This window comes from Streptomyces sp. NPDC057445 (assembly GCF_042802855.1).
Lineage (GTDB): Bacteria > Actinomycetota > Actinomycetes > Streptomycetales > Streptomycetaceae > Streptomyces.
This window is the reverse complement of record NZ_JBHVDH010000003.1, coordinates 409,384-434,368: the sequence shown is the minus strand read 5'-3', so window position 1 is coordinate 434,368 and position 24,985 is coordinate 409,384. Positions and strand designations below refer to the sequence as shown.

Annotated in this window: 18 protein-coding genes; 12 read left to right on the top strand and 6 right to left on the bottom strand. The window is 72.3% G+C overall.

From position 1 onward, the window contains the following. Window positions 1-218: 218 nt before the first annotated feature. Together ACFU5O_RS09905 and ACFU5O_RS09900 are read right to left on the bottom strand one after the other, a co-directional pair. Entirely contained in the window at window positions 219-1,709 is a 1,491-nt protein-coding gene (locus ACFU5O_RS09905; RefSeq protein WP_384238503.1) for a M23 family metallopeptidase, read from the bottom strand. 227 nt (window positions 1,710-1,936) lie between these two features. Further along, window positions 1,937-2,785 carry an esterase/lipase family protein gene (locus ACFU5O_RS09900; RefSeq protein ID WP_384238501.1) on the bottom strand — a complete coding sequence of 283 codons (849 nt, stop codon included), beginning with the start codon at window positions 2,783-2,785 and terminating at the stop codon, window positions 1,937-1,939. A 355-nt stretch (window positions 2,786-3,140) separates the two neighbouring features. Here ACFU5O_RS09900 and ACFU5O_RS09895 point away from each other — a divergent pair, with 355 nt between their 5' ends. Beyond that, complete coding sequence (locus tag ACFU5O_RS09895; RefSeq protein ID WP_384238499.1) at window positions 3,141-3,554, top strand: cobalamin B12-binding domain-containing protein; 414 nt, start codon at window positions 3,141-3,143, stop codon at window positions 3,552-3,554. A gap of 919 nt (window positions 3,555-4,473) precedes the next feature. Here the strand turns inward: ACFU5O_RS09895 and ACFU5O_RS09890 are convergent. Together ACFU5O_RS09890 and ACFU5O_RS09885 are read right to left on the bottom strand one after the other, a co-directional pair. Continuing rightward, complete coding sequence (locus ACFU5O_RS09890; RefSeq protein WP_384238498.1) at window positions 4,474-6,129, bottom strand: DUF5691 domain-containing protein; 1,656 nt, start codon at window positions 6,127-6,129, stop codon at window positions 4,474-4,476. Between the two features lie 27 nt (window positions 6,130-6,156). Further along, window positions 6,157-7,506 carry an SWIM zinc finger family protein gene (locus tag ACFU5O_RS09885; RefSeq protein ID WP_384238496.1) on the bottom strand — a complete coding sequence of 450 codons (1,350 nt, stop codon included), beginning with the start codon at window positions 7,504-7,506 and terminating at the stop codon, window positions 6,157-6,159. Window positions 7,507-7,638: 132 nt separating this feature from the next. On the opposite strand from ACFU5O_RS09885, the gene ACFU5O_RS09880 reads away from it, so the two are divergent. The 8 genes from ACFU5O_RS09880 (at window position 7,639) to sucD (ending at window position 17,531) form a co-directional block, all read left to right on the top strand. Next, complete coding sequence (locus ACFU5O_RS09880) at window positions 7,639-8,061, top strand: MmpS family transport accessory protein (RefSeq protein WP_384238494.1); 423 nt, start codon at window positions 7,639-7,641, stop codon at window positions 8,059-8,061. 110 nt (window positions 8,062-8,171) lie between these two features. Continuing rightward, the gene (locus ACFU5O_RS09875; protein WP_384238493.1) at window positions 8,172-9,284 is read left to right on the top strand and encodes an AAA family ATPase; all 1,113 of its coding nucleotides are present in this window, start codon (window positions 8,172-8,174) and stop codon (window positions 9,282-9,284) included. Beyond that, entirely contained in the window at window positions 9,281-11,653 is a 2,373-nt protein-coding gene (locus tag ACFU5O_RS09870) for a DUF5682 family protein (RefSeq protein WP_384238491.1), read from the top strand. The genes ACFU5O_RS09875 and ACFU5O_RS09870 overlap by 4 nt, the downstream gene beginning before the upstream one ends. After that, window positions 11,650-12,855: a VWA domain-containing protein gene (locus ACFU5O_RS09865; protein WP_384238489.1), complete on the top strand. Its 1,206-nt coding sequence runs from the start codon at window positions 11,650-11,652 to the stop codon at window positions 12,853-12,855. Before ACFU5O_RS09870 ends, ACFU5O_RS09865 begins: the two co-directional genes overlap by 4 nt. Window positions 12,856-13,143: 288 nt before the next feature. After that, a complete protein-coding gene (locus tag ACFU5O_RS09860; protein ID WP_384238487.1) occupies window positions 13,144-14,064 on the top strand; it encodes a hypothetical protein in 921 nt (306 codons plus the stop codon). Window positions 14,065-14,152: 88 nt separating this feature from the next. Further along, a complete protein-coding gene (locus tag ACFU5O_RS09855) occupies window positions 14,153-15,115 on the top strand; it encodes a hypothetical protein (RefSeq protein WP_384238485.1) in 963 nt (320 codons plus the stop codon). A gap of 336 nt (window positions 15,116-15,451) precedes the next feature. After that, entirely contained in the window at window positions 15,452-16,630 is a 1,179-nt protein-coding gene (sucC, locus tag ACFU5O_RS09850) for an ADP-forming succinate--CoA ligase subunit beta (RefSeq protein ID WP_384238483.1), read from the top strand. 16 nt (window positions 16,631-16,646) lie between these two features. After that, on the top strand, window positions 16,647-17,531 hold the full coding sequence (gene sucD, locus ACFU5O_RS09845; protein WP_384238481.1) for a succinate--CoA ligase subunit alpha: 885 nt from the start codon (window positions 16,647-16,649) through the stop codon (window positions 17,529-17,531). A 476-nt stretch (window positions 17,532-18,007) separates the two neighbouring features. Here sucD and ACFU5O_RS09840 read toward each other — a convergent pair whose 3' ends face one another. Next, window positions 18,008-19,525 carry a sigma factor-like helix-turn-helix DNA-binding protein gene (locus tag ACFU5O_RS09840; protein WP_384238479.1) on the bottom strand — a complete coding sequence of 506 codons (1,518 nt, stop codon included), beginning with the start codon at window positions 19,523-19,525 and terminating at the stop codon, window positions 18,008-18,010. Window positions 19,526-19,646: 121 nt separating this feature from the next. On the opposite strand from ACFU5O_RS09840, the gene ACFU5O_RS09835 reads away from it, so the two are divergent. Further along, entirely contained in the window at window positions 19,647-21,422 is a 1,776-nt protein-coding gene (locus ACFU5O_RS09835) for a DUF6350 family protein (RefSeq protein ID WP_384238477.1), read from the top strand. A 179-nt stretch (window positions 21,423-21,601) separates the two neighbouring features. On the opposite strand, the gene ACFU5O_RS09830 is transcribed toward ACFU5O_RS09835, so the two are convergent. Further along, window positions 21,602-22,441 (bottom strand): hypothetical protein, encoded by an 840-nt coding sequence (locus ACFU5O_RS09830; protein ID WP_384238475.1) that lies wholly within the window; start codon window positions 22,439-22,441, stop codon window positions 21,602-21,604. Between the two features lie 264 nt (window positions 22,442-22,705). Between ACFU5O_RS09830 and purN the strand changes: the two genes are divergently transcribed. Then, window positions 22,706-23,320: a phosphoribosylglycinamide formyltransferase gene (gene purN, locus ACFU5O_RS09825; protein ID WP_384238473.1), complete on the top strand. Its 615-nt coding sequence runs from the start codon at window positions 22,706-22,708 to the stop codon at window positions 23,318-23,320. An 11-nt stretch (window positions 23,321-23,331) separates the two neighbouring features. Next, window positions 23,332-24,882: a bifunctional phosphoribosylaminoimidazolecarboxamide formyltransferase/IMP cyclohydrolase gene (gene purH, locus ACFU5O_RS09820; RefSeq protein WP_384238956.1), complete on the top strand. Its 1,551-nt coding sequence runs from the start codon at window positions 23,332-23,334 to the stop codon at window positions 24,880-24,882. Window positions 24,883-24,985 lie beyond the last annotated feature (103 nt).

The following is a 24,985-nucleotide window of genomic DNA, read 5'->3' as shown; positions in this document are numbered from 1 at the left end:
CGGAACATGAAGGACGCGGGCCGGTCCAGGGTCTGTTGTTCGGATCAGGCCGGATCGGTCAGCGGGGTCCGGCGGCAGGCATCGCAAGGCGGAGGAAGGATCCCGTGCGGTGGGGCGCCTCCCGGCGGTGGCCGGGGGACGTCGGCGACCGACGACGACGCAGCCACCAGATGCGGCGCCAGGGCACGCGACCCCGGCAGGATCCCGAACGAGAGGCCCTAGGACGGGCTGAGGCCGTGGCTGCGCAGCCACGAGAGCGGGTCGATCGCGGACCCGGCTCCCGGCCGCACCTCGAAGTGCAGATGCGGGCCGGTGGAGTTGCCCGAGTTGCCGGAGTACGCGATGACTTCGCCGGCCTTGACCGAGCCCGAGCGGATCTTGGTGCTGCTGAGGTGGCAGTACCAGGTCTCCGTGCCGTCGGCGGCGGTGACGATCGCCATGTTGCCGTACGCGCTGTTCCACTGGGTGCGCACGGTGCCGTCCGTCGCCGCCATCACCGGAGTGCCGTACGAGACGGGGAAGTCGATACCGGTGTGCATGGACATCCAGTTGACGCCGGCCTGGCCGAAGTAGGCGCTGAGCCCGTGCTGGCTGACGGGCAGGGCGAACTTGGGGCGGAGCGCCTCGCGGCGAGCCGCCTCCGCCTCGCGCTTCTTGCGGTCGGCGTCCTGGCGCGCCTTGAGGTCGATCCGCTCCTGGGTGCGGCTGGCACGGTCGCCGAAATCGCGGGCATCGGCGCTCAGCGCGGCAAGTTGGGTGTCGAGCTTGCTGTTCGCGGCGACGGGCTTGACGGACGCCGGATCGGCCGCGGTGACGGCGGTCTTGTCGCTCTTCGTCTCGTCGCCCCCGGTGAGCCCGCCGACCGAGGCCGCCGCGACACCGGCGACGCCCATGACACAGGCGGAGGGCACGGCGACGGTGAGCATGGCCGAACGCTTGGCGGGGGTACGGCGACGGCCGCGGCTTCCGCCCGCGCGGCGCACGGGCCGGGCGGGGACGACCGGGGCGGTGACGGTGGCCGCGGCGGCGACGAGTTCGGTCTCGTCGTAGCCCTCGTACTCGTGGTCGTCGTAGCCGGCGGGCTCGTGATCGTGGTCCTGCTCGGCCTCGGGGCCGGGCGCCGGATCGTTGCTGTGCTCGAGCTCGGGTCCGGGTTCGACGGCGGAAGCGTCTTCGTGCTGAGCCTCGAACTCGCCCTCGGGGGAGAACTGTTCCGGGATCGGGTTGTGCTCGGCGTAGTAGCCGGCGTACTCGGTGTGACCCGCGTACTCGCTGTGTTCCGTGTACTCGGTGTGCTCCGTGTACTGCGCCTGGTAGGCGTCGGTGGCCTGTTCGGCGGTGGCCTCGGTGCCCGAGTTCCAGGCGGTCGCGTCATATGTGCCGGTTTCGTACGCCGTGCCGTATCCGCCGGCTGCGGGCCACTGGCCCGTCGCGTCATAGGCGAAGGTGGCTGCGGCGGTCTCGAACTGCCCCGTCTGGTTCCAGGCGTTGGCGTCCCACTGACCGGTGGCGTCGTACTGCTGCTGGTGGCCCTGCGTGGCGTAGGCGTCGTAACCCGTCGTCGCGGACTGCCACTGAGTCGCGTCGTACTGCCCGCTGTACCCGGTGTCGTAGTCGTAACTGCCGGGAAGGGCGCCGAAGAGCGGGTCGGTGTCGAAGCTGCCGGCGGCGTAGGGGGCGTACCCGGCGTCGGGGTGCTGGTCGTTCACCAACTTCTCTCTCGCCTCGGCAGCAGGACCAGGGTTCGGGCAACCCGCTACGGGGGGTCCCGAGGAACGCAGTGGGCGCGACTGTACCCGGCGGTATGCGACGCCGACAATCTTCCGCAGGTTTTGCCTAGGCGGGAAACGGGCATTCGGCCGTCTTTCGGCGGACTGCAGGCAGAGCCTTGGCCTTACGTTCGAAGATTGTTCGACATTGGTTAAGGTTCGCGGCCTCAGGCGACCGACACCACTCCGGACGTCAGGGCCTCCGACTCCGATGCCTCGAGCGCCTCGCGGATGCTTGCCGCGACGGCGGGGTGCACGGGCAGGGCGAGATGACCGATTCCGCTCACATGGACGTTCCGCACGAGAAGATCCGGGTGGTCGATGCAAGCCGATTCGAGCGGGATCATCAGCTGGTCGAGATCGCTCCAGAAGCTGACGAACCGCGTCCGACATCCCGGGGCAGGCAGTCGCATCTCCTCCAGCACGGCGGAGCCGGGGCGGATCTGGCGCACGATGGGGTGAGCGCTCGCGAGCGGGGCGACGTCGGTGCCCGAGTGGGGGGTGCCGAGGGTGACGAGCACCCGGACGCGGCGGTCCCCGCCCAGCCGCTGGACGTAGTAGCGGGCGATCAGACCGCCGAGGCTGTGCCCGACGATGTCGACCTCGTGATGGCCGGTGCGGGCACAGATCTCGTCGATGTGGCGGCCGAGCAGCTCCGCGGCCGTCCGTATGTCACAGGTGAGCGGTGAGTAGTTGAGCGACTCGATATGACGCCAGCCGTTGCGCGCGAGGGAGCGGCGGAGGAGGACGAAGACGGAGCGGTTGTCGATGAAGCCGTGGAGGAGGACGACCGGAGGATGCGACTGCTCCTGGACCGGCAGGACCGAGGTCCCGGGGTGGCCGGAGGTGTCGGCGGACCGGGCGGTGCCGGGCCCGGTCGGGCCGTGGCGCTCCGAGGTGATCCCCGACGGATAGAGGAGCAGGTGCCCGGCGAGGATCGCCAGCTCCAGGGCGGTGGCGCGCAGGAGCGCCAGTGACAGTCGTATCCGCAAGAGCGGCGGCGGAACGAACCCCATGGCCGACCTCCGAATGGCGCACGGGTCGACGGCTCCGTCCCCCGTATGCCCTCATGGGGCTGCTGACGGGCCGCACCGCCGTGCCGCGCGGCTGGCGGCACGGTGATGCGGCGACCGTGTAGCGGCTCCCCTTGCGCTCGTCCCGTGCCCGACGCGGCTGGTGTCACGTACGACTGTGTGGCGCCGGATTCGGGTACGACGCGTAGCGAACATGTCCCACGTGTGATTTCCCCCTCCCTGCTCGCCGTGAAACGGGCGGTTGCGGGATGCTGTAGATAACGTTCGTTCACCTCCCCGGCCTTTTGCGGTGCGGGGTCCGTGCCAATGACGGCGCAGTCGGTATCTGGAGGCAGTGATGGGTGTGACCGGTCCGATCCGCGTGGTGGTGGCCAAGCCGGGTCTCGACGGCCACGATCGCGGCGCGAAGGTCATCGCGCGGGCGCTGCGGGACGCCGGTATGGAGGTCATCTACACCGGGCTGCACCAGACCCCCGAGCAGATCGTGGACACCGCGATCCAGGAGGACGCCGACGCGATCGGCCTCTCCATCCTCTCCGGCGCCCACAACACGCTCTTCGCCAAGGTCATCGAGCTTCTGAAGGAGCGCGATGCCGAGGACATCAAGGTCTTCGGCGGCGGCATCATCCCGGAGGAGGACATCCCTCCGCTCAAGCAGAAGGGTGTCGCCGAGATCTTCACGCCGGGCGCCACGACGACGTCCATCGTCGACTGGGTCAACGCGAACGTCCGCCAGCCCGCCGACGCGTAGCGCCTCCGGCGGGGGTTCGGGGCCGGGCGGTACGGGTCCGCTGCGCGGCGCGGTGCGGGTGCGGGTGCGGTTGGCGTGGTTGGCCTGTGCCGGTCGCTGGCGTGGGCGGTTCGGTTGTCGTGGTTGGCCGGTGCCGTTTTGTTGGCCGGGGTGTCCGTCCTCAAACGCCGGACGGGCTGGGTGTACGGGGTTGGCCGGGTCCGTGACGGCGGCCGGGGTGTCCGTCCTCAAACTCCCCCAGACTTCGTCCGGGGGGACCCCCAACAGGCTGTGGGTGGTGGGGCGGGGCCCCTCCGGGCTCGACTCCTCGGGGACGGCGGCGTACCGCCCACCTCGCAGGCAACCAGTAGTCCCGCCGTCCCCTGCGGGGCCGACCCTGCACGGCCCCGCCCCGGCAGCGTTGCCGACTGCCGCCCGGAGGGTGGTTCACCCGACCACGGCGATCGGCCCACCACCCCCGGCCACGAGGGGGGCCGTGGAGGGGTCGTGTCCGGGACACTAAAGCGTGATTTGTGGCGCGGCGCGGGCGTTGCGACTGTGGTGCCGGTCAGTGCGCCGTAAATCATGCCGTCCCGGATGGGAGCCCCGGAACGGACACCAACGCCATGCGACCCGGTCCGGGCCGACCCCGACCACCTGAGCCCGTCCGGCGTTTGAGGACGGACACACCGGCCAACATCACGGCACCGGCAAACCACGACAACCACACCCCGCACCCGCACCGCGCAGCGGACCCGCACCGGCCAACCCCGACAACCACACCGGCACCGTGCAGCGGCCCGCACCGGCCAACCACGACAACCACACCCGAACCGCAAGCGCAGCACCGCGCACCGCGCAGCGGACCCGCACCGGCCAACCACGACAACCACACCCCGCACCGCCCGCACACGCGGACCCGCCCCACCACGACACCCACTCACGCCCGCGCAAGCGACCCCGTGGGGGCAAGTTCCGAGTGCATCGCCGCACGCAGCCGCAACGTGGAGACGAGGCGCTGGAAGGCCTCCGACCAGTAGCCGCCCGCCCCCGGCGACGCCCCCTCCGCCTCGTCCGGTGTCGCCGTCAGGAGCTCCAGGCGGGAGGCCTCCGCAGGGTCGAGGCAGCGCTCGGCGAGGCCCATCACGCCGCTGAAGCTCCACGGATAGCTGCCGCCGTCGCGGGCGATGTCGAGCGCGTCCACCACCGCGCGCCCGAGTGGTTCGGCCCAGGGCACGGTGCAGACGCCGAGCAGCTGGAAGGCCTCCGACAAGCCGTGCGCGGATATGAACGCCGCGACCCATCCCGCCCGTTCCTCCTCCGACAGGGTCTCCAGCAGCTTCGCCCGCTCCGCCAGCGATGACGTGCCGGGCCCGGTCGAAGGCGGCGCCGCGGGCGCGCCGAGGAGGGCGCGGGCCCATTCAGGGTCCCGCTGCCGCACCGCAGCCCGGCACCACGCGGCATGCAGCTCGTCGCCCCAGTCGTCGGCGACGGGCAGGGCGACGATCTCCTCCGCCGTACGCCCCCCGAGCCGTTCCGGCCAGATGGACAACGGTGCGGACTCGACCAACTGTCCCAGCCACCAGGAGCGTTGGCCCCGGGCGGACGGCGGGGTCGGCACCACGCCGTCCCTCTGCATGTCCGCATCGCATTCGTGCGGCGCCTCCACGACGATCCCCGCCGCACCGTCCGTCCGGTCCGGGCCTACGCAGGTGGCCGCACGCGCCGCCATGCGCGCGGCGAGCGCGGACCGCGGCAGAGCGGACAGCAGCTCGGCCGCGGTCGCGCGCACATTCCGGCTGCGGTCGGAGAGCGCCTGCTCCAGGAACGGCTCGTCAGCGTCGGACAGTCCCGTGCGCAGCGAGTCCAGGAACATGAGCCGGTCCTCGGCCCGTTCGGTCGACCAGGTCGCGGACAGCAGGGCCAGCGCCGCCGCCGGGTCGTGCGCCCGTACGGAGGCAAGCAGGGACACGCGCTCGGCGAAGAGGCCCTCTTCCCACAGCTGCCGAACGGCCTCCGCGTCCTCCGGGGCGGGCAGCACCGACCCTCCTCCAGGGCCTCCGGTCCGGGAAGACCCCCAGGTCCCGCGCAGCGCGAACTTCCAGTCCGCGTTGAGCCGGGCGAGCCGCAGTCCGCGGGGTCCGGCGAAACGCAGGGCCAGGGGCCGCAGATCGGTGCGGGCGCGCGCCGCGTCGAGCAGGGCCGGCAGAACGGAGGCAGGCGCACGGTAGCCGTGCTCGTTGGCGGCGGTCAGCCACTGCGGCAGCAGCTCCGTCAGGTCCGGTGCCGTGCCGCGGCGGCCGCCGGATCCCGCGGGCGCGGCACGGTCGGCGAGCAGCTGGGCGAGCCGTCGCCGGGCGGGCTCGGGCAGTTCGGGCCTGGAGTCGTGGGGTGCGGGCTCGGGCAGTGGCCTGGCCGCTGCAGGCCGCAGCCCCGCCCGCCGTCGCACGGTGTGCAGCGCGGCCGCGTCCAGCAGTGCGACCGGTGCCTCCTTGCCGGGGGCCGGGACGTCTGCGGCCGGGGTCCGCCGCTCGGTGCCGAGCAGCGCCGAGGTGACGAGCTCTTCCCAGGCGGTCGTGCTGGTGGTGCTGGTCATCGGGTCCTCCGTCGTACGTGCGGACGTTCAGGTGAGGGCGACCGTCTCGGCGGTCGCGTCGGACCACGCGGCCAGCGGCGCGAAACCCCGGTGCCCGAACTCGCCGAACACGGTGACCGGTCCGCCTCCGGACAGCGCGGCGAGCTTCCACAGCCCGGGCCGCGACAGCGCGGCGGGCGCCACCGGCAGTGCGGACTTCCCGTCCGGGTCGGCCAGTTGCCAACCGTCGTCCGCCGGGACCGGTATGACCCCGGACAGCGTGACCGGCCAGGAGTCCAGCCACGGGTCCTCGCACAGCGCCGCTCCGTAGGTGGACAGGGCATCGGCCACGGAACCGCCCGGCGGCGGCTCCTTGATGGGGACCGGGGCACCGAACTGCCGGGTCAGGTCGGCCCGCAGTTGTCCCGCACCCGCGTACGGCACGAGCTCGGCGTCGATCACCAGTCCTGCGGGCAGGGCCAGTTGCGGTGCCCGTCCGGCGGCGCCGAAGGAGAGGAGCAGAGCGGTCCGCCCGCTGCCGCGCCCGTGGAGCCACGCACGGCGCGTGGTGATCTTGCCGTCAGTCGTGTCGTACTGCGCGAGCACCAGCCATTCGTCCCGGACCGCGGGACCTTCGGCAGGGGCGGTCAGTCCGACCCTCGTCCGCACGGTCGCGGCCAGTGGTTCCGGCAGCCGCTTGCGGTCGAGCCAGGCCTGGTCGAGGAGGTGCACCAGCGCGCACTCCTCCAGCAGCCGCACCGGCCAGCCCGGCCCGGATCCAGGTATCGCCCCCAACTCGCGCACCCGTCCGGCCAGTCCGGGTGCCTGTGCGTCGACCATGCGCGCGGCCGTTTCCTCCCACAGCCCGTACCCCGCCTGTTCCGCCGAGGCCAGGCCACCGCGCAGCAGATCGGCCAGGCGCTGCTCCAGCTCCGTCGCGCCCGCAGTGATCCGGTCGGCTCTGCGCTCGGCCCTGCGCCTGGCGGCCTCCGGATCGGCGGGCTTCGCCGACTGCCCCGCACCCGCGCCCTGCTCCCCCTTCTCCGCAGCGCGCTTGCGGCGCCCCGCCAGCCACTCACCGGCCCAGTCCGGCACCTCGGCGTCCCGGACCGTCTCTTCGTCGCCCGCCCAGAGCAGCAGCAGCCCGAGCGCGTGCTTGCACGGGAACTTGCGGCTCGGGCAACTGCACTTGTACGCGGGACCCGTCGTGTCCACGATCGTCTGGTAGGGCTTGCTGCCGCTGCCCTTGCACAGACCCCAGACGGCTCCCGAACCGTCGCTGCCCGCGCCCGACCACGGTCCGGCCGTCCCCAGTTTGCTTCCCGCCTTGCGCGACGAGGCGTCAGGAGCCAGAGCCAGCACCTGTTCCGCCGTCCAGCGCACCCCCTGCTGATTCATGACGACGACGCTAGGGTGCGGCACTGACAATCGGCCTGACCTGGGGATTCCAACGACGCCCAACAGCTTGACCTTGCTTTCCCCTTGCGATTCGCTGCAGGTAGCAACTACACGATCCAGGGGGGATCCCACATGCACAGATCCATCCGCACCACCGTCCGTACGCTCGCCGTGGCCGGCCTCGTCTTCGGTCTCGCCGCATGCTCCGAGGCCGCTGACAAGGCCGTCGACCAGGTCGACAAAGCGGTGACCGACACCTACGAAGTGACGTACGAGGTCACGGGCAAGAACGTCGACTCGATCGACTACCACGCCGGAGGCGGCACGGCGATGGAGCCGAAGATCGAGACGGTGCAGAAGCCCACGCTTCCGTGGAAGAAGACCGTGACGCTGAAGGGCATCATGCCGCCCGCCGTCATGCCGGTCGCGGTGGACGTCAAGGGCGCCGAGGTCACCTGCAGCATCACCTACAAGGGTGAGGTCATCAAGGAGTCGAAGGGCGCGGGACTCGCGGCCGCGGGCGGCTGCGTCGCGGTCTCGCCGGTCGTGGAGTAACCCTCCGCCGAAACCGCCGACTTCGGTCCCGGCCTGCGGAAACGGCCGATTGTCAGTGGCGTGGTGCACGGTGGAACCCACATCCGGTCGAACGATCTGGAGGGGGATCCATGACCGTGCCCGAAACCATGACGGACACCGGCACCGAGGCCCTGCGGCCGCATGCCGAGGACGCTTTCGCCGATGAGCTCAAGGCGCTCGCCGCGGCCGACGACCGGCCGCGGCCGGCCCGCTGGCGGCTCTCGCCCTGGGCCGTGGCGATGTATCTGCTCGGCGGCTCGCTGCCGGACGGGACGGTGATCACGCCCAAGTACGTGGGGCCGCGCAGGATCGTCGAGGTCGCCGTCACGACGCTCGCCACCGACCGCGCGCTGCTCCTTCTCGGCGTGCCCGGCACCGCCAAGACCTGGGTCTCGGAGCATCTCGCCGCGGCCGTCAGCGGAGACTCCACCCTTCTCGTGCAGGGCACGGCGGGCACGCCCGAGGAGGCCATCCGCTACGGATGGAACTACGCCCGGCTGCTCGCCCACGGCCCGAGCCGCGATGCGCTCGTGCCCAGCCCGGTGATGCGTGCGATGTCGGACGGCATGACCGCGCGTGTCGAGGAACTCACCCGCATCCCGGCGGACGTTCAGGACACGCTCATCACGATCCTCTCGGAGAAGACCCTGCCGATCCCCGAGCTGGGGCAGGAGGTGCAGGCGGTCCGGGGCTTCAATCTCATCGCCACCGCCAACGACCGCGACCGAGGGGTCAACGACCTGTCGAGCGCGCTGCGACGCCGGTTCAACACGGTGGTGCTGCCGTTGCCGGCGAGCGCGGACGCAGAGGTGGACATCGTGTCCCGGCGCGTCGACCAGATGGGGCGCTCGCTCGATCTGCCCGCAGGGCCCGAGGGGATCGACGAGATCCGGCGCGTCGTCACGGTCTTCCGCGAGCTGCGGGACGGGGTCACTTCCGACGGGCGCACCAAGCTCAAGTCACCTTCGGGGACGCTCTCCACAGCCGAGGCGATCTCCGTCGTCACCAACGGCCTCGCGCTCGCGGCGCACTTCGGCGACGGGGTCCTGCGGCCCGGCGACGTGGCGGCAGGCATCCTCGGGGCGGTCGTCCGCGATCCGGCGGCCGACCGTGTCGTCTGGCAGGAGTACCTGGAGACGGTCGTGCGCGAACGGGACGGGTGGAAGGACTTCTACCGCGCCTGCCGCGAGGTGAGCGCATGACGAAGGCTGTCGTGACGGGCGGCCGTACGGACACCGCCCCGGCGGAGGTCACCGCTCCTGGAGGGGAGAAGCGGTGGCCGGCCGACGGTCCGCTGGTGCTCGGGGTCCGGCATCACGGACCCGGGTCCGCGCGGGCGGTGCGTGCAGCGCTGGACGCCGCCGGGCCCAGGGCCGTGCTGATCGAGGGGCCGCCCGAGGGCGACGCCCTGCTGCCGCTCGCCGCCGACGAGGCGATGGTCCCGCCGGTGGCTCTGCTCGCGCACGCCGTGGACGACCCGGGGCGGGCGGCGTTCTGGCCGATGGCCGAGTTCTCCCCGGAGTGGGTCGCGATCCGCTGGGCCCTGGCGCACGACGTGCCGGTGCGTTTCATCGACCTTCCCGCCGCCCACTCGCTGGCGGCTGCCGCGGACCCCACGTGGGGGGACGGTGAGGAGGAAGGGGAGGCGTATCCGGGCGGGGACGAGGCTGCGCTGCGGGTCGATCCGATCGCGGTGCTGGCCGGGACCGCCGGGTACGACGACCCTGAGCGGTGGTGGGAGGACGTGATCGAGCACCGCGGTACGCCGGCCGGGGACGACCCACTGGCCCCGTTCGCCGCGCTCGGCGAGGCCATGACGGCCCTGCGCGAGACATACGGACACGGGGGGCGTGACCGGGACCTCGTCCGCGAGGCCCATATGCGGATCCGGCTGAGGGCGGCGCGCAAGGAGTTCGGGGACCAGATCGCCGTCGTCTGCGGTGCCTGGCACGTTCCCGCCCTGACGGGGAAGTCGGCGGTCACCGCGGACCGCGCCCTGCTCAAGGGCCTGCCCAAGGTCAGGACCGAGATGACCTGGGTTCCCTGGACGCACCGCAGACTCGCCCGGCACAGCGGTTACGGCGCCGGAATCGACTCGCCCGGCTGGTACGCGCACCTGTTCAGTGCCCCCGACCGTCCCGTCGAGCGCTGGATGACCAAGGTCGCGGGGCTGCTCAGGGAGGAGGACCGGCTCGTCTCGTCGGCGCATGTCATCGAAGCGGTCCGGCTCGCCGGAACACTCGCGGCGATGCGCGCCCGGCCGCTCCCCGGACTGAGCGAGACGACCGACGCGATACGGGCCGTGATGTGCGACGGCTCCGATGTGCCGCTCGGGCTCGTCCAGGACAGGCTGATCACCGGCGATGTGCTCGGCGAGGTCCCGGAGTCCGCCCCGGCCGTCCCGCTGCAGCGGGATCTGGCGCGCCTGCAGCGCACGCTCCGTCTCAAACCGGAGCTGCTGGAGCGCGAGCTGGAGCTCGATCTGCGCAAGGAGACCGATGCGGAGCGCAGTCGCATGCTGCACCGGCTCCGGCTTCTCGGTGTCGGCTGGGGCACTCCGGCGGCCGGGCGCGGATCGACCGGCACGTTCCGGGAGACCTGGCAGCTGCGCTGGGAGCCCGAGCTGTACGTCAAGGTCGCCGAGGCGGGCATCTGGGGTACCACGGTGCTCTCCGCCGCCACCGCCAGGGCCGAGTCGGACGCCTTGTCGGCGACCGCGCTCGCCGATGTGACGGCGCTGGCCGAGCGCTGTCTCCTGGCCGAACTGTCCGACGCCCTTCCCGTGGTGATGAGGGCGCTCGCCGATCGCGCCGCCCTGGACGCCGACGTCGGTCACCTCGCCCAGGCCCTGCCCGCCCTCGCCCGCTCGCTGCGGTACGGGGACGTGCGGGCGACGGACACGGCCGCGCTCGGTGAGGTGGCGGCCGGGCTCGCAGAGCGCATCTGCGTCGGCCTGCCGCCAGCGTGCACCGGACTCGACGCGGACGGCGCCGCCGAGATGCGCGGCCATCTCGACGGCGTGCACCAGGCGATAGGCCTTCTGCCGGAGAGCGGGGAACTGAACGGACGCTGGACGGAGGTCCTGCGCAAGATCGCCGTCCGGGACACCGTGCCCGGGGTGATACGCGGGCGCGCCGGGCGCGTGCTGCTGGACGACGGCCGGCTCGCCGAGGACGAGGCGGCGCGGCTCATGGGCCTCGCTCTCTCGCCCGGCACCCCGCCCGCCGACGCGGCGGCCTGGATCGAGGGCTTCGTCGGCGGCGCTTCCAGTGGCGGCATGCTCCTGGTGCACGACGAGCGCCTGCTCGGACTCGTGGACGCCTGGCTGACATCCGTGCCCGCGGACGCGTTCACGGACGTACTGCCGCTGCTGCGGCGCACGTTCGCGTCGTACGAACCCGGTGTCCGGCGCACCTTGGGCGAGCTGGTTCGGCGCGGCCCCGCCGCGGAGGGCGGCGGGCCGGTGCGGGGGGAGGCCGGTGTGCCCGGGTTCGGGGCCGGACTCGACGAGGAACGGGCCGACGCCGTGCTGCCCGTGCTGCGGCTGATCCTGGAGGGGGAGCACGTATGACAACCGCCGACGTGACGGTGGAGAGCGCCCGGGGCATCCCGTCGGACACTGCGCCCGCTCCCGACGAGCGGCTGAGGCGCTGGCGGCTGGTGCTCGGCGGTGGCGCGGCCGAGGGCACGGGCTGCACCCTGACCGGCACCGACGCCGCGATGGACGGCGCCCTGGGCGCGCTGTACGGAGCGGGGAGCCGCCAGGAGCGCGGGAACGGGAAGCGTTCGGCCGGCCTCGAGGGATCGGCGCCGAACGTGGCGCGCTGGCTCGGCGACATCCGGACGTACTTCCCGAGCTCCGTCGTCCAGGTCATGCAGCGCGACGCGATCGACCGCCTCGGGCTGAGGACGCTGCTGCTGGAGCCGGAGATGCTGGAGGCCGTCGAGGCGGACGTCCAACTCGTCGGCACGCTGCTCTCGCTCAGCAAAGCGATGCCCGAGACGACGAAGGAAACCGCCCGGGCGGTCGTGCGGAAGGTCGTCGAGGACCTCGAGAAGCGGCTGGCGACCCGCACCCGTGCGACTCTCACCGGCGCGCTCGACCGCAGCGCGCGCATCAACCGCCCGCGACACAGGGACATCGACTGGGACCGCACGATCCGGGCGAACCTGAAGAACTACCTTCCCGAGTACAACACCGTCGTTCCCGAGCGGCTCATCGGGTACGGCCGCGCCTCGCAGGCCGTGAAGAAGGACGTCGTCCTGTGCATCGACCAGTCCGGGTCGATGGCGGCATCGGTCGTGTATGCCTCGGTGTTCGGAGCGGTCCTCGCGTCCATGCGGTCGATAGCGACCCGGCTCGTCGTCTTCGACACGGCCGTCGTGGATCTGACGGACCAGCTGGACGACCCGGTGGACGTGCTGTTCGGCACCCAGCTCGGCGGAGGCACGGACATCAACCGGGCACTCGCCTACTGCCAGTCGCAGATCACCCGGCCCGCCGACACCGTCGTCGTGCTGATCAGTGACCTCTACGAGGGTGGCATAAGGGACGAGATGCTCAAGCGGGTCGCGGCGATGAAGGCGTCGGGAGTGCAGTTCGTCGCGCTGCTCGCACTTTCCGACGAGGGCGCGCCGGCCTACGACCGGGAGCACGCGGCTGCGCTGGCGGCGCTGGGAGCCCCGGCGTTCGCGTGCACACCCGACCTCTTCCCGGAAGTGATGGCGGCGGCGATAGAGAAGCGGCCGTTGCCGGTGCCGGCCGAGGTCTGAGGTGTGGTGGGTGGTGGGGTGTGGGCCGGGGGTGCGGGGGTTGGTCCCCCGGGAGGTGCGGCATGGCGGCGGCGATGGAGAAGCGGCCGTTGCCGGTGCCGGCCGAGGTCTGAGGTGTGGTGGGCTGTAATCGGTGGGGGTACGCGCGCCCTCCGGGGGATGCGGCGTGAGGGGGTGGGCGAGAAAAGCCCACTGCTCATACCGGACATGGCGACTCATCAGTAACAAGGGGCTTGCGTAACCCCGGGAGTCTCGTGCAAGCATCGTCCCCGTTGTCCCACGAGGACCATGATCCACTACCTGGGAAAGGCTCGTCCCGCTTTGACTGCCGTCGCTGCTCAGCCCGCATCCGCCATGCGCTTCGTGCGCGGGGCGGCGCGGCGGTATGCGGTGCGGGCGGCACAGGTGTTGCTGTTCGTCGGCGGGCTGGTGGTGCTGGGGTTCGTCCTCGGCGGCCAGGCGCATGCGGCGGAGAAGCCGGGCGGGGCCGCGCCGATCGAGCGCGTCACCCGGACCGAGCCCGCCGGGCAACTCCGTGACGCGGCCGAGCCGGTGGCCGAGCGCGTTGCGAAGCCGGTCGTGGAGCGGGTGAAGGGCGTCTCCGAGGGCACGGTCGCCGAACCGGTCGCCTCGGCCGGCGCAGCGGTCGCGGACCGGATCGTCAGGCCCGTTGCCGAGCCCGTCCAGAAGGTCGTGGGCGGGGCCGTGGAGGACCTGACGCAGACCGTGCCCGAGCGGTCGCTGCCCGCGCCGTCCGCGCAACTGCCCGGCGGTCTGCCCGCGCCCGGGGAGGACCGTCCGCAGGACACCGGTCCCGCCGCCGTCCACCACGACGAGCCCCGTGCCGATGGGTCCGCGCCCGCGCCGACCCACGACCGGCCCCGGGCCCACACGGCCTCGTACGCGACCGAACACCTCGTTCCTGGGCCCTACCGTGCCTACGCCGCGCCGGTCGCGTCGATGAGGCCCGTGCTCAGCGGCCCCTTCGACGGACCGCTCCCGTTCGTCCCCGGTCGTGCGCCTGCCGCTCCCGGTGGCAGCGCCGTCCTCCAGACCGCCGCCGACGGGCACACACAGCGCGCCGGAGACCCGCAGTGCGCTTGGTTCTCGCAGGCCGTGGCGTTCGGGCTCGTGCCCGGTGCCCGGCAGCCGGCCACCGGCGCAGGGGTGCTCGAGCGGCACCGCGACATTCTCGAATTCCCCGGATAGGGCAGGCCGTTCCCCCGCCTGAGACCTGCCGCGCGGGGGCGGAGCAGGTCTGCCCTACACCCCCGGAACTCGAAGGATTCTCCCGAACATGAACAAGAACATCCGCCGCTCCATAGCCGTCGCAGCCGGTGCCGCAGGTATGTGGGCCGTCGGCACCGCCGCCGCCAGCGCGGACGAACTGCCCTCCCTCTCCCTTTCCACTCCCGACCAGGCCGACCAGGCCGTCGACGCGGTCGCGGACACCGCGGAGGACACGGCCCGCGGCACTGTCCAGGAGTCCCGGAGCACGGTCCGTGACACCGCACAGGGCAAGGCGCAGCCCACCGCGGACCAGGCCCGCCAGTACGTCGAGGGCCGCCAGGCCCCGCGCGACCTCCGCTCGCAGGGCGCCCAGGCGCTGAGCGATGCCACGGACCGCGCCCACGCCACGGCCGCAGACGCCACCGCGACGGCCGTCCAGGCCGAGCGCGAGATCGACTACCTCTTCGGCCCGCTCGCCGCCTTCGCGCCCGGGCTGGTGGAGCAGGCCCCGGGCCAGGCCGCCCCGATCGTCGCCGAGACGGCGCAGGACGTTCTGCCTCCGATTGCCGGCCGGGCGGTCGACGGTGTCGTCCCGGTCGCCGGTCAGGCGGTCGGTGACGTCGGCGGCCTCGCCTCGGGCGTCGTGGGCGACGTGACCCCCTTCGCGGGCGGTGTCGTGAGCGAGGTCCAGCCCTTCGCGGGCAGCGTCGCCGGCGAGGTCCAGCCCTTCGCGGGCGGTGTCGTCGGCGCGGTCCAGCCGCTCGTCGAGACGGTCGTCGACCACATCCAGCCGGTCGCGTACGGCGTGGGCGGCAGCGCCGGCACCCTCGCGGGCGGTGTCGTCGCCGACGTCCAGCCCTTCGCCGGTGGTGTCGTCTCCGAGGTGCAGCCTTTCGCGCAGGGCCTGGGCGGCACGGTCGCCGCGACCCCCGTCGCGGGCAACGCGGTCTCCGGAGCGCACGGTGCGGCCACCGCGGTCACCCCGAGCTACGTCGACGGCATGACGCAGCACCTGGCCCGCGGCATCTGACACGCGCCGTGTGACCGGCGGGTCCTGGGTCGTACGGGCAGGCCGCAAGGCTGGGCGGGCGGTCCCCATTGGGGTGGGGGCCGCCCGTTCCGTACCCGGCCCGTGTCCGTCCCGTAACCGCAGGTTCCGCCGCGCGCGCGATCTGTGACCGGTATCACCGCTGCTGTGTGATCTGCGATTTAGGGACCCACGGCCCGCGGGGATAACCTGCGAGACGGACATGCCGCGTGCCCGGTCACCGTGTACGCCTCCCTAGTGACAGCGCAGTCACGTTGCCCTTCGCGGCACGCCCACGCAGACAACGAACCGCGAATCACTGAAAAGGGACGGACGCGCGTGGACCTGTTCGAGTACCAGGCGAGGGACCTCTTCGCCAAGCACGGTGTACCGGTGCTGGCCGGTGAAGTCATCGACACGCCTGAGGCGGCGCGCGAGGCGACCGAGCGACTGGGCGGCCGTTCGGTCGTCAAGGCGCAGGTGAAGGTCGGCGGCCGCGGCAAGGCCGGTGGCGTCAAGCTGGCTGCCACGCCGGACGAGGCTGTCGCCCGCGCGACGGACATTCTTGGCATGGACATCAAGGGCCACACGGTCCACAAGGTGATGATCGCCGAGACGGCTCCCGAGATCGCAGAGGAGTACTACGTCTCGTACCTCCTCGACCGCACCAACCGCACCTTCCTGGCCATGGCCTCGGTGCAGGGCGGCGTGGAGATCGAGGTCGTCGCGGAGGAGAACCCCGAGGCCCTCGCGAAGATCCCGGTCAACGCCAATGAGGGCGTCGACCTGGAGAAGGCCCGCGAGATCGTCGCGGCCGCGAAGTTCCCGGCCGAGGTCGCCGACCAGGTCGCCGACATCCTGGTCACCCTGTGGAAGACCTTCATCGAAGAGGACGCGCTCCTCGTCGAGGTCAACCCGCTGGCCAAGGTCGCCGACGGCCGTGTCATCGCCCTCGACGGCAAGGTCTCGCTCGACGAGAACGCCGACTTCCGCCAGCCGGAGCACGAGGCGCTCGAGGACAAGGACGCAGCCAACCCGCTCGAGGCTGCTGCCAAGGCCAAGAACCTCAACTACGTCAAGCTCGACGGCGAGGTCGGCATCATCGGCAACGGCGCGGGTCTGGTCATGTCGACCCTCGACGTCGTCGCGTACGCCGGTGAGAACCACGGCGGCGTGAAGCCCGCCAACTTCCTCGACATCGGTGGCGGCGCCTCGGCCGAGGTCATGGCGAACGGTCTCGAGATCATCCTCGGCGACCCGGACGTCAAGTCCGTCTTCGTCAACGTCTTCGGTGGCATCACCGCGTGCGACGAGGTCGCCAAGGGCATCGTCCAGGCCCTGGAGCTGCTCAAGGCCAAGGGTGAGGACGTCTCCAAGCCGCTGGTCGTGCGCCTCGACGGCAACAACGCGGAGCTGGGTCGCAAGATCCTGTCCGACGCCAACCACCCGCTCGTGCAGCGCGTGGACACCATGGACGGCGCGGCCGACAAGGCCGCCGAGCTCGCGGCCGCGAAGTAAGGGAACTCAGACCACCATGGCTATCTTCCTCAACAAGGACAGCAAGGTCATCGTCCAGGGGATGACCGGCTCCACCGGCATGAAGCACACCAAGCTCATGCTGGCCGACGGCACCAACATCGTCGGTGGCGTGAACCCCCGTAAGGCGGGCACCACCGTCGACATCGACGGCACCGAGGTGCCGGTCTTCGGCACGGTCGCCGAGGCGATGGAGAAGACCGGGGCCGACGTCTCCGTTCTCTTCGTGCCGCCGGCCTTCGCCAAGGCCGCCGTCGTCGAGGCGATCGACGCCGAGATTCCGCTGGCCGTCGTCATCACCGAGGGCATCGCGGTGCACGACTCCGCCGCCTTCTGGGCGTACGCGGTCAGCAAGGGCAACAAGACCCGGATCATCGGCCCGAACTGCCCGGGTCTGATCACCCCCGGCCAGTCCAACGCCGGCATCATCCCGGGCGACATCACCAAGCCCGGCCGCATCGGTCTCGTGTCCAAGTCCGGCACGCTGACCTACCAGATGATGTACGAGCTCCGTGACATCGGCTTCTCCTCGGCCGTCGGCATCGGTGGCGACCCGATCATCGGTACGACGCACATCGACGCTCTCGCGGCGTTCGAGGCGGACCCCGAGACCGAGCTGATCGTGATGATCGGCGAGATCGGCGGCGACGCCGAGGAGCGTGCGGCGGACTTCATCGCGAAGAACGTCACCAAGCCGGTCGTCGGCTACGTCGCGGGCTTCACCGCCCCCGAGGGCAAGACGATGGGCCACGCCGGCGCCATCGTCTCCGGCTCCTCCGGCACGGCTCAGGCCAAGAAGGAGGCCCTGGAGGCCGCCGGCGTGAAGGTCGGCAAGACGCCGACCGAGACGGCGAAGCTGGCGCGCGAGATCCTCGCGGGCTGACTTCTGCGCACGCGCGCCTGAGCGCGTCCGAACACGCGGAAGGGCCCGCACGGGCTGACTTCTGCGCACGCGCGCCTGAGCGCGTCCGAACACGCGGAAGGGCCCGCACCCCGGGAGACCGGGGTGCGGGCCCTTCCGGTTGTCCCGCCGGGAGTCGCGGCTGAGGGGGCGTGGCCTCGGCGGTTATGTGCTGGTGACGGCGGAGGCCGTGCGGCCGCTGCTGCGGCGCGTGCTGGAGCGGAGGGCTGACACACGGTCAGGCACCGGCCGGCTCGCGACGCCCGCAGGTGCCGAGGCCGAGACCGCGACGGGCGGTACGGACGGGCGGTACGGGCCCCGGCGGTTCCGCTGCGACGGACCCGGGCACGCGGCTACCTCCGGCCCCTCCGACGCCCCTGCTCGGCGGCGAAGTGCTCGGCGGTCGTGCGGCGTCCGTGCCGCGTGCTGTGCCGCGTCCCGTGCGGTGTCGGGGTGTCTCAGCGGGCCGCGGGCGTGAGGCGGGCCGGGCCTCTCAGCGGGTGGTTCTGGAGCATCGTGCGCAGTTCGACGTCCGCCGCGGTCAGGGCGGGAGGCCCGGGGTTGGGCGGTACGCCGCGAACCGACTGGCCGGGTGCCTGCGGCGCCTCGTAGTGGCTCTGCCCGATGGCCATGGTGAGCACCGAGGCCCCGATGATCACAGCGGTGAGTCCGATCGAGGCGCGCGTCCAGAACTGGGTGCGGCGTTCGCTGCCTTCCCTCACCTCGACGGGCGACGCGACTTCCGGGGTCGGCAGGGCGATGATCAGATCGGCCAGCCTGGCCTGCAGCAGCTCGGGATCGGCCAGCTCGGGGAGGCGCTCGGCGACGACGGCACGTGCGTGCAGCAGACGGTTCGCGGCCGCCGGGGTGCTCGCCTCGGTCTCCGCCGCCGTCTCCGGCAGATCCAGGCCGAGGCCGTCGTAGAGAAGCAGGGTGCGGCGGTACGGCGGTGGCAGTTCCAGCAGCGTCTCGCGCAGTGTCCGCCGGCTCGCGTCGGAGATCGAGTCGGGCACCGAGGCATCCGGCCGGCGCTGGTCGCGGCGCAGCCGGTGCCAGGGGGACATCGCGTACTCGTACGCCACCGCGCGCACCCATCCCGCCGGGTCGCGGTCGACCGCGACCTCGGGCCAGCGCTGCCAGGCGACGTGGAAGGCGTGCTCGACGGCCTCGAGCGAGAGCTCGCGTCGGCCGGTGAGCAGATAGGCCTGCCGGGCAAGGCTCGGGGCGATGCGGGTGTACAGGGCGTCGAAGGCCTCCTCGGCGGTCGGGGGTGCCTGCGCGGGGAACGGGGGCGGATACGGGGACGGCGCAGGGGCGGAGCGCGTGCGGCGGTTCTCGCCCGTCTGCCAGGGGCCGCGCGGGGCGGCCGTGGAGTCGCGGTCCTTTTGGGCCGCCGCCGGGGGCCTCTGTGCCTTTCCGGGGAGCCCGGCGGTCCTGGGCAGCACCTCCGTGTCGTCCTCGGACCCGGACGTCTCCTGGGGTCGGCGTCCGGACCGGGACTTCTCGGACTCCCCGGACTCCCCGGATTCACCGGACTCCCGGGACTCCCGGGACTCCCGGGACTCATGCCACCGGTGCTGCCGCCGTTCCCCGGAAGCCTCCGGGGAACGGGGCGCCTCCTGGAACCTGCGCCCCTCCACCGGCCCGTGAGCCCTGTCCGCAGCCAGGGGGTCTCCGGTCCCTTCGGCCTCTCCCGCGTTTCCGGCCTCTCCCGCGCTCCAGGACTCTCCGGCCTCCTTGGCCGCGATCTCCGCCGCGTACACGGCGAGGAGCTTCGCGTACGCGTCGCGCTTTCGTCCGCGCGGGTCGGTGCGGCCGGTCTCCCAGGACTTGATCGTCGCCCGAGTGACCCCGACGGCCTCGGCGAGCTGATCCTCGGTCAGCGACTTCGCCTCGCGCAGCCTGCGCCGCTCCTTGGGGGAGGGCAGTCCGTCGGCGCTCGCGCTGTTGTCGTTGTCCTGGGTGCTTCGCCTCATGAAGGGCTCCCCGGGGTTGGGAGGCGTACTGGGACGAAAAGTACATCAACGTATTTTGTGCGACACCACGGCCATTCGCCTGTTACCCGGATAAAGCGCGTGTCGTTGGCAGCATGGCCGCGTGACCCAGACCATCGATCGCAGCCCGACGTTCGTGGCGGTGCAGGGCGCCCGGCCGCCCGCCGTCGTGCTGACGGCGTCCGTACTGCGCGGGGTGATCGCGGCCGGGCTGGGCCTCGGCGCCCTCACCGCCCTCGTGATGATGCTGTGGATCAGCTCGCCCTACCCGGACAGCGGCCCTCAGGGAGTGCTGCACATGGCCGCCGGGCTCTGGCTGCTCGCACACGGCACGGAACTGGTCAGGTCCGACACCCTTTCGGGTGCACCCGCACCTGTCGGCGTCGTTCCGCTGCTGCTCATGGCACTGCCCGTCTGGTCGGCGTACCGGGCCGCGCGCGAAACAGTGGAGTCCGGGGCCGGGGCCCGGGGCGCGGTGGGCCTTGTCGTGTCCGGAGTGACCTGCGGGTATCTGGCGGTCGCGGTGGGCGCGACGGTGTACTCCGCCGGTGGGGTACTCGCGGCAGAGCCCATCAGTGCGCTGCTGCATCTCCCCTTGGTCACCGGGCTGTCCGCGGCGGCGGGGGCGTGGACGGCGCTCGGACGGCCGCTGGGGCCGCTGCCGGCGTGGGTGCCCGAGGGCGTACGGGTCGTGATCGCGCGCTCCTGGACCGCCGACGCGCTCCGGGCGGGCGGTGCCGCGGCGGCGGTGCTGCTCTGCTGCGGGGCCCTGCTGTTCGCGGTGTCGCTGGTGTGGCACGCGGGCGCCGCGCAGGACTCGCTGCTGCGGCTCGCCCGGGACTGGCCGGGACGCTTCGCGGTGCTGCTGCTGGCGCTGGCGTTGTTGCCGAACGCGGCGGTGTGGGGGGCGGCGTACGGGCTCGGCCCCGGATTCGCGCTCGGGACGGGAGCGACGGCGATGCCTCTCGCGTTCGAGGGCAGTCCGGCGCTGCCCCGGTTCCCGTTGCTCGCGGCTGTTCCGGTCGAGGCGCCCGGCAGGCCGATGATCTGGGTGTGCGCGGCGGTTCCGGTGGCGGCGGGCGCAGCGGTCGCCTGGTTCACGGTCCGCGCGGCGTGTGCCCCGGGTGCGGTCAGGACACGTCGCGAGACGGCTCTCACCGCGCTGTCCGCCGCTGCGGTGTGCGCGGTCCTGACGGCCCTGCTGGCGGCGTTGTCCGGGGGACCTCTGGGCACGGGCGCGCTGGCCTCCTTCGGTCCGGTGTGGTGGCTGTCGGGCGCGGCGGCACTCCTCTGGACGGCGGCCATCGGCGTCCCCGTCTCGGTCGCCGTCCAGAGCTGGCGCCTTCACCGCGAGACCCGCCACGACCGGCCCGCCCTGAGGGCGGTCTGCCGGGCGGCGGTGACGCGGGCTTCGGGCGGTCTTATGGCCACGCTCCGAGCGGTACGGGGTGTGCCGACGACCTCCGCCGCGCCCCCGGACACGCCCGCACCGGTGCCGGAACGGCCATCGGTCCCGGCGCCGGCCAACCCGCACGACCCGACCGACCCGCACGATGCGCACGACGCGCACCCCGAACCCGCGAAGCCGGTCACCGATGCCCCGGGGCTCCCGGAATCCGGCGCGACCGACGAGCAGACGGGAGCGACCGGCACTCCCGGAAGGACGGAGCCCGCGGTGGCCGAGCCGCGGGATGTTCCCACCGGTGTGTGGACCGGAGCGTCCGGGCCTGTCGGGTCACCCCCGCAGGCACCCGCCGGCGGGCCGCCCCCGCCCGCCCCTCCGGGCGTCGAGAAGCACGCCCGGGCGGACGCGGCCCAGCCGCCGGCCGACCATGCGCCAGGACCCGGGGAGCAGGCTCCAGAGCCGGCCGGGGAGTGAGGGGCGCTCCCCGCGCCCCGCTGCACGCCCGCCCTGCCCCGAAACGGACCACGCCCCCGCCCCCTTCCGGGTCGAGCGGGGGCGTGAGGCCCGTGGCAGTGAAAGCGGTGATACGCAAAGCCTGACCGGTGAAGCGGTGATCGCAGAAGCGCTCACCGGTGACACACCCTCGGTGGCGGCTACTCCTTGACGCCGATCAGCTCACGCAGTGGGTGCGGAAGGAGATCGTTGCAGGCGAGCTGGCCGCTCTTGGTGAGGGCGTCGTCGCGGCAGGTGTAGAAGTCGCTGTAGACGAACTGCATGGTGAAGGTCATCGCCACGATCGCGAGCGCGATCACCGCCATCACCATGCCGCTGACCGCCGCCGTGACCTGGGTTCTGCCGCCGCCCGGCTGTGCCGGGGCAGCGGCCGGGGCCGTCGCGGCACCCTGGCCCGGACGACGGGACTTGGCGCGCAGAGAGCTGCCGCCCCAGTACAGGGCGAGCGCGCCCAGCAGCAGGGCGACCTCCGGGAGGTCGAAGAGGGCGAAGAAGAACGCCCACATACCGGAAAGCAGCGCGTACCGGGCGCGGCGCTGGGCCGGGTCCGTCGGGTCCCAGCGCAGGCCGGCACCCTGGCCGTCACCGCCCTCCGGACCGCCCTCGCCGCCACCGCCCTGGCTGTTCTGTCCGCCCGGCCGTCCGCCGAAGCCGCCGGGCGACCGTCCGGGCTGACGGCTGCTCCACTGGCTGCCCCAGCCCGAGGACGGACGGTCCTCCTCCGGCCGCTCGTCCTCCGGCTGCTCGCCCTGCCGGCCGTCCTCGTCGCCGTCGCCCGTGCTGTGCCGCGGCTGCCACGGCCGGTCCGGGGACCCCTCCGGCGGCGGCGCGAACGGGTTGCTGTCGTCCGCGGGCCGCGTGGGCCCTGTGGGCCGCGCGGGCTCCGAAGGCCCCGTGGACCGGCGTTCCCGCAGCAGCAGGGAGCCCCGCTCGCGGACCAGCGGGAGGCGGAGAGCCGCGCGGCGGCGTCGGTCCGGCATGTGGTGAACGTCTTCCCCTCTGTACCCGGGTACTCCGTCTGGGGACGGGCCCTGCACCCAGACGCTACCTCCCGGCCCCGCCCCCGTCCCGTGGGGGCCGCTCGGTGTGCCGGTATCGTTGCTGACGGTCGACGGCTTCGTAGAGTTCCCCTATCGCCGGGCTCGTTCCGTTCGTACGACCGCACAAAGATCCATGCGAGGGTCCACGCGGACCGCGCAGAGGTCCGACACCATGCCGTACCGCAACGCGAAAAGAGTCCTCCAGTGGCTGCCGCCCGCCTCGTCGTCCTGGTCTCCGGATCCGGCACCAATCTCCAGGCTCTCCTCGACGCCATCCACGAGGACCCCGACGGGTTCGGCGCCGAGATCGTCGCCGTCGGCGCCGATCGTGACGCGATCGCGGGCCTCGACCGCGCCACCGCCGCCGGGCTCCCCACTTTCGTCCGCAAGGTCAAGGACTATCCGACCCGCGAGGAGTGGGACCGGGCCCTGACCGAGGCCACCGCCGCGTACGAACCGGATCTCGTCGTGTCCGCCGGCTTCATGAAGATCGTCGGCAAGGACTTCCTGACCCGTTTCGGCGGCCGGTTCGTGAACACCCACCCCGCGCTGCTGCCCAGCTTTCCCGGTGCCCATGGCGTGCGCGAGGCCCTCGCGTACGGCGTGAAGGTCACCGGATGCACCGTCCACTTCGTCGACGACGGCGTCGACACCGGCCCGATCATCGCGCAGGGCGTGGTGCACGTACGGGACGAGGACGATGAAGCCGCTCTGCACGAGCGCATCAAGGAAGTCGAGCGTCAGCTGCTCGTCGATGTCGTGGGGCGTCTGGCCCGTAACGGCTACCGCATTGAGGGACGAAAGGTAGTTATCCCGTGACCGCCGAAACCATGAAGCGGCCCATCCGGCGCGCGCTGGTCAGCGTCTACGACAAGACCGGTCTGGAGGAGCTCGCCCGCGGGCTGCACCAGGCAGGTGTGGAGCTGGTCTCCACCGGCTCGACCGCCGGGCGGATCGCCGCCGCGGGTGTCCCGGTCACCAGGGTCGAGGAGCTCACCGGCTTCCCCGAGTGCCTGGACGGCCGGGTCAAGACCCTGCATCCGCGCGTGCACGCCGGGATCCTCGCCGATCTGCGGCTCGAGGCGCACCGGGAGCAGCTCGCCGAGCTCGGCGTCGAGCCGTTCGACCTCGTGGTCGTGAATCTCTACCCGTTCCGCGAGACGGTCGCGTCCGGCGCGACGCCCGACGAGTGCGTCGAGCAGATCGACATCGGTGGTCCCTCGATGGTCCGCGCCGCTGCCAAGAATCACCCGTCCGTGGCGGTGGTCACGAGCCCTGGGCGTTACGCCGACGTCCTCACCGCCGTCGGGTCGGGCGGCTTCGACCTGGCCGCCCGTAAGCGTCTTGCCGCCGAAGCGTTCCAGCACACCGCCGCGTACGACGTCGCCGTGGCGTCCTGGTTCGCGTCCTCGTACGCCCCGGCCGACGATTCGGGCTTCCCCGACTTCCTCGGCGCCACGTACGAGCGCTCGAACGTGCTGCGTTACGGGGAGAACCCGCACCAGGGCGCCGCGCTGTACGTCACAGAGGCGGGCGGTGGCCTCGCGCAGGCCGAGCAGCTGCACGGCAAGGAGATGTCGTTCAACAACTACACGGACACGGAGGCCGCGCGCCGTGCCGCGTACGACCACTCAGAGCCGTGCGTGGCGATCATCAAGCACGCCAACCCGTGCGGCATCGCGATCGGTGCCGATGTCGCCGAGGCTCACCGCAAGGCGCACGCATGCGATCCGCTGTCGGCCTTCGGCGGCGTGATCGCTGTCAACCGCCCGGTGTCCGTGGCGATGGCCGAGCAGGTCGCCGAGATCTTCACCGAGGTCATCGTCGCCCCGGCGTACGAGGACGGCGCGGTCGAGGTCCTCGCCCGCAAGAAGAACATTCGCGTGCTGCGCTGCCCCGACGCCCCGTCAGCCCGGGTCGAGCTCAAGCCGGTCGACGGCGGCGCGCTCCTCCAGGTGACCGACCGTCTCCAGGCCGACGGGGACGACCCGGCGAACTGGACCCTCGTCACCGGCGAGGCTCTCGACGCGGGCGAGCTGGCGGAGCTCGCCTTCGCCTGGAGGGCCTGCCGTGCGGTGAAGTCCAACGCGATCCTGCTCGCCAAGGACGGCGCGTCGGTCGGTGTCGGCATGGGGCAGGTCAACCGTGTCGACTCGGCGAAGCTCGCCGTGGAGCGGGCGGGCGAGGAGCGGGCCACGGGCGCGTACGGCGCCTCCGACGCGTTCTTCCCGTTCCCGGACGGCCTGGAGATCCTGACGGCGGCCGGAGTGAAGGCCGTGGTCCAGCCCGGCGGTTCGGTCCGGGACGAGCAGGTCATCGAGGCCGCGAAGAAGGCGGGAGTGTCGATGTACTTCACGGGGACGCGCCACTTCTTCCACTGACGCCTGCCGCCCCGCCCGCTGACGCCCGCTCACGCAGGCGTGACGAGGCCTGAGGCATGACAGCGGCGGGGGCCCACCCATACCGGGGAGCCCCCCCCCGGGG

Excerpts from the sequence above, each read along its gene's own strand:
- ACFU5O_RS09900 (WP_384238501.1), bottom strand. The coding sequence starts at position 2,785 with ATGGGGTTCGTTCCGCCGCCGCTCTTGCGGATACGACTGTCACTGGCG.
- ACFU5O_RS09895 (WP_384238499.1), top strand. The coding sequence starts at position 3,141 with ATGGGTGTGACCGGTCCGATCCGCGTGGTGGTGGCCAAGCCGGGTCTC.
- ACFU5O_RS09890 (WP_384238498.1), bottom strand. The coding sequence starts at position 6,129 with ATGACCAGCACCACCAGCACGACCGCCTGGGAAGAGCTCGTCACCTCG.
- ACFU5O_RS09885 (WP_384238496.1), bottom strand. The coding sequence starts at position 7,506 with ATGAATCAGCAGGGGGTGCGCTGGACGGCGGAACAGGTGCTGGCTCTG.
- ACFU5O_RS09880 (WP_384238494.1), top strand. The coding sequence starts at position 7,639 with ATGCACAGATCCATCCGCACCACCGTCCGTACGCTCGCCGTGGCCGGC.
- ACFU5O_RS09875 (WP_384238493.1), top strand. The coding sequence starts at position 8,172 with ATGACCGTGCCCGAAACCATGACGGACACCGGCACCGAGGCCCTGCGG.
- ACFU5O_RS09870 (WP_384238491.1), top strand. The coding sequence starts at position 9,281 with ATGACGAAGGCTGTCGTGACGGGCGGCCGTACGGACACCGCCCCGGCG.
- ACFU5O_RS09865 (WP_384238489.1), top strand. The coding sequence starts at position 11,650 with ATGACAACCGCCGACGTGACGGTGGAGAGCGCCCGGGGCATCCCGTCG.
- ACFU5O_RS09860 (WP_384238487.1), top strand. The coding sequence starts at position 13,144 with ATGATCCACTACCTGGGAAAGGCTCGTCCCGCTTTGACTGCCGTCGCT.
- ACFU5O_RS09855 (WP_384238485.1), top strand. The coding sequence starts at position 14,153 with ATGAACAAGAACATCCGCCGCTCCATAGCCGTCGCAGCCGGTGCCGCA.
- sucD (WP_384238481.1), top strand. The coding sequence starts at position 16,647 with ATGGCTATCTTCCTCAACAAGGACAGCAAGGTCATCGTCCAGGGGATG.
- ACFU5O_RS09840 (WP_384238479.1), bottom strand. The coding sequence starts at position 19,525 with ATGAGGCGAAGCACCCAGGACAACGACAACAGCGCGAGCGCCGACGGA.
- ACFU5O_RS09830 (WP_384238475.1), bottom strand. The coding sequence starts at position 22,441 with ATGCCGGACCGACGCCGCCGCGCGGCTCTCCGCCTCCCGCTGGTCCGC.
- purH (WP_384238956.1), top strand. The coding sequence starts at position 23,332 with ATGAAGCGGCCCATCCGGCGCGCGCTGGTCAGCGTCTACGACAAGACC.